Consider the following 3,347-nt stretch of genomic DNA (forward strand, 5'->3'; position numbering starts at 1 on the left):
CGACGCTGGGGCTGGTGCTTGGCGTGCTGGCCGCTCTGGTCGGGTTGTCACGCGTCGCGACCGGGGCGCACTATCCCAGCGACGTGCTGGCAGGCTTCGGTATCGGCGCGTCGATCGCCGTGTTGGGCGGGCGCCTAATCCCCCCGATCGTCGACTACCATCTGCCGAGCGCCGACCCGCTGCGCATCGATACGCCGCCGCGGCCGGACGGTGCGGGCGTGGTCGTGGTGGTCAACCCCGCTGCGGGCAGCGGGACCGGCGATCGGGTGATCGCTCAGGTTCGCCGGGAACTGCCCAAAGCCGAAATCATTGAACTGACCGCCACCGACGACATCGGAGCGGTGCTGCATGCGGCGGCTGAGCGGGCTGACGTGTTGGGCATCGGTGGGGGCGACGGAACCGTCGCGTGTGCGGCTGCTGCAGCGGTGGACACCGGATGTGCGCTGGCAGTTTTCCCGGCCGGCACGTTCAACCACTTCGCCAAGGACATCGGCTGCGAGCACGTGGCCAAGACCATCCGCGCGATACGGGAGGGCAGCGTCTACTGCGTCGATCTGATGTGCTTCAACAACACTCGAATGATCATCAACACCTCGAGCATCGGCGCCTACCCCACTTTTGTGCGCACCCGCGAACGGCTGGAACACAAGATCGGCAAGCCGCCGGCGGCGGCCTACGCAATGCTGCATACCTTGCGCCATGAAGAGCCGGTGCGTATCCGCTACGACAACAAGACCATTCAGACATCGCTGTTCTTCCTGGGCAACTCCACCTACCAGCCGTCCGGATTCGCACCGGCGCAACGCAATCGGATCGATGACGGGCTGATAGACGTGCGAATCCTGGAAACCGGACGCCCGTTCAGCAAGACCCGCGTCATGACGGCGCTAATGGCCGGACGGCTGGTACGCAGCCGGCTGTATCACGAGCAGCATGTGCCGCAGTTCAGCTTCAGCTGCGTCGACGGGCCGACCGCCATTGCATTTGATGGCGAGGTGGATGGACAGCATGAACATGCAAGCTTCAGCATCCGGTACCGAGTCCTTCCGGTGTTTTGCCCCCAGCCGCGACGCTAACGATGACTTTGGACCCTACGCCGACCGCGTGAGAGAGACGATGACGCAAGCCCTAGAAAGCTATTCAGGAGAGAAATGGCATGCCCGATCCCGCTGAGCGTATCCGCCACACACTTATTGAACGAATCCGCCAGATAATCGACGAACATCGCGCGAGCGGTGACGGTGACGATGCCGAGGTTACCTGTAGTTGTGGAACGCAAGGATTGTCCGATTATCCTCGTCATCTCGCCGAGCAGATCATCGACGGGTTGGACCTCAAGGCGGAAGCTACCGACCATGTCAAAAATCAGATCCGCTATGCAACCGCATGGTTCGACTGGGAGCTAACCGAGCTAGAGGGCGCTCAAGGCTAGGCCAGTGTCGTCGGCACGTGAAAACTGACAGGGGACAGGCTTCGTCACCGTTGGCTGAGCTCGTGTAGCGCGGATTGGGCGGCGTTGGCACCGCAACATGCCATGAGCGCCCGGGCCCGGCGGGGTGGGCCGCGGAACAAATGTACATGCCTGGAAAGCCAACTCTGCACGGCGACAGCGTGATTCGTGGCCCAAAAGTGAGTTGACGGATGTCCTTCGAACGGATCATGATGTCGCAACCGACGTAATTTGCGTTCTACGATGCCATTTGGGTGGTGGTCCGGGTGGTGTGGCTCACGATGCGGTCACGGAATCCCGGCGCAAACCGCTCGATCTGGGCGATGATCACCGCGGTGGCGTCGCCGCTGTAGCCGTTTGGCACATGGGCATAGGTCCACACCGGATCGACGGATTTCCCTTCTCGGGTTGCTTCTTCGCAATGGCGGTTATCAACGACCCGGGTGTCGCTGGTAAGTGGCGCACCGAGCAGGCGGTATCACGCGCGGCGAGCGTCGAAAAGCAACACTGCGCCGTCTATTCCTCTGAGATGACGCGCTTCGGCCAAGGACCACTCGACGCCGGGTGTATCGCCGATCGCCTCACGCGCGGATTCGGTTACTCGCACGGTGCCGCCGGGTGCAACGCTGGTGACTCTACTGGCCACATTTACCGGGCTGCCGAACCAGTCCCCTGCACGGCCGACTGCACGGCCGAAGGCAAATCCCACCCGTAGTGGCGGGAAGTCATCCGCAGCCGCGGCCTCAACTAGCTCCAGGACCGTCGTCAGCAGATTCCGGGGTTCGGCGCAGACCAGCATCACCGCGTCACCGATCGTCTTGACGAACTGGACGGGACTTGTCACGACATCATGGGCAAGATCACTGAACCGTGCGGCGATTACGCCCAGATCTTCCGGCAGCAGTTCTTCCCCGAGCCGCGTGAATCCGACTAGATCGGCGAATGCGACGGCGACTTCCCGTGCACCCGGCACCGTGCCGGCCGCACGCTCTGCCTCGTTCACCGCCTCGGTCTCAAACGAACGCCGCAAGACCACCCTCAACAGATCGTCGACCATCGGCCCAAGAAGAGGCTCGGCTTCTTCGGTCAGCCTTTCGATTGCCTGGGCAAGCTCACGCTCGGTGGCACCCGGATGCAGCGATGCCTGTAAGGCCGCTTGGCGCATGGCCACTGCCGCGCCAGTCAGGCCATCCACCAGGAGTCGCACGATCAAGACGACCTGCGCCGGGTCCAGGCCGAAATCGACCAGACGTGCAGCGTGTACTACCGATTCGGCATCCGCCCGTGACTGCAGAGGCGCATCAGGGTTCTCAACACGCACCAGACCAGCTGCGCGGTGCAGTCGTTGCAACAGTTCGAGGCCGACGCCACTCGAATCGGCAAGTTCCCGCGTCGTCACCGACGTCCCGTCATCGCCGAGAGCGCAATTGGCGGGCAACAGTATCGGGCTGAACGCATTGCGGATCTGGTTGACGTCGAAGCCCCGAGCGAGCAACCAGGCAATGAGCTCAGCACGTTCCTCGCGCGCCTGCCCTTGCAGATCCGCCAGCAGCCCTCGTGCCTCGATATCCCGCGCGTCCGTCTCTGCCGCCACGGCGCCAACGTACTCCGTGTTGCTCACCTCATCGGAGATAACCAACATCACCAGCGGTGAGTTGGACCGCTATCCGAGTGGTCCCGCGGAAGTGATCGATTCTTCGCGCATTGTTCGATGCCCTCAACCTGTATTTCCGGACCGCGCGGGATGAAGCGTGAGCCCTGGGCCACACCCGTCGCCGAACTGGTCAACGACACAAATCCAACGGCGCCGCCAACTCATCAGCGCCCCGACTAGTGGTCCGTTCACGGTGTCATGCCTCCTTGAGCAGTACGGGTGATGACTCATCCTGTCGATCCC

3 protein-coding genes and 1 pseudogene are annotated in these 3,347 nt (G+C 62.7%); 2 read left to right on the top strand and 2 right to left on the bottom strand.

Translation table 11 applies throughout. The features are described from left to right. Both VKI00_RS01995 and VKI00_RS02000 read left to right on the top strand, forming a co-directional pair. The coding region (locus VKI00_RS01995) for a bifunctional phosphatase PAP2/diacylglycerol kinase family protein (protein WP_324434910.1) at positions 1-1,076 on the top strand (1,076 nt) is incomplete at its 5' end. Positions 1,077-1,156: 80 nt separating this feature from the next. Beyond that, positions 1,157-1,432, top strand: coding sequence for a hypothetical protein (locus VKI00_RS02000; RefSeq protein ID WP_324434912.1), 276 nt, complete (start codon positions 1,157-1,159; stop codon positions 1,430-1,432). Positions 1,433-1,476: 44 nt separating this feature from the next. Here the strand turns inward: VKI00_RS02000 and VKI00_RS02005 are convergent. Further along, positions 1,477-1,835: pseudogene (locus tag VKI00_RS02005) on the bottom strand (FAD-dependent oxidoreductase); the annotation flags it as partial. Between the two features lie 93 nt (positions 1,836-1,928). Continuing rightward, the gene (locus tag VKI00_RS02010; protein WP_324434914.1) at positions 1,929-3,044 is read right to left on the bottom strand and encodes an adenylate/guanylate cyclase domain-containing protein; all 1,116 of its coding nucleotides are present in this window, start codon (positions 3,042-3,044) and stop codon (positions 1,929-1,931) included. Between the last annotated feature and the right edge of the window lie 303 nt (positions 3,045-3,347).

Origin of the sequence: Mycobacterium sp. (assembly GCF_035314665.1) — a bacterium.
Classification (GTDB): domain Bacteria; phylum Actinomycetota; class Actinomycetes; order Mycobacteriales; family Mycobacteriaceae; genus Mycobacterium.

Bases quoted from the DNA above. Each gene is read 5' to 3' on its own strand.
- VKI00_RS02000 (WP_324434912.1), top strand. From the start codon at position 1,157: ATGCCCGATCCCGCTGAGCGTATCCGCCACACACTTATTGAACGAATC.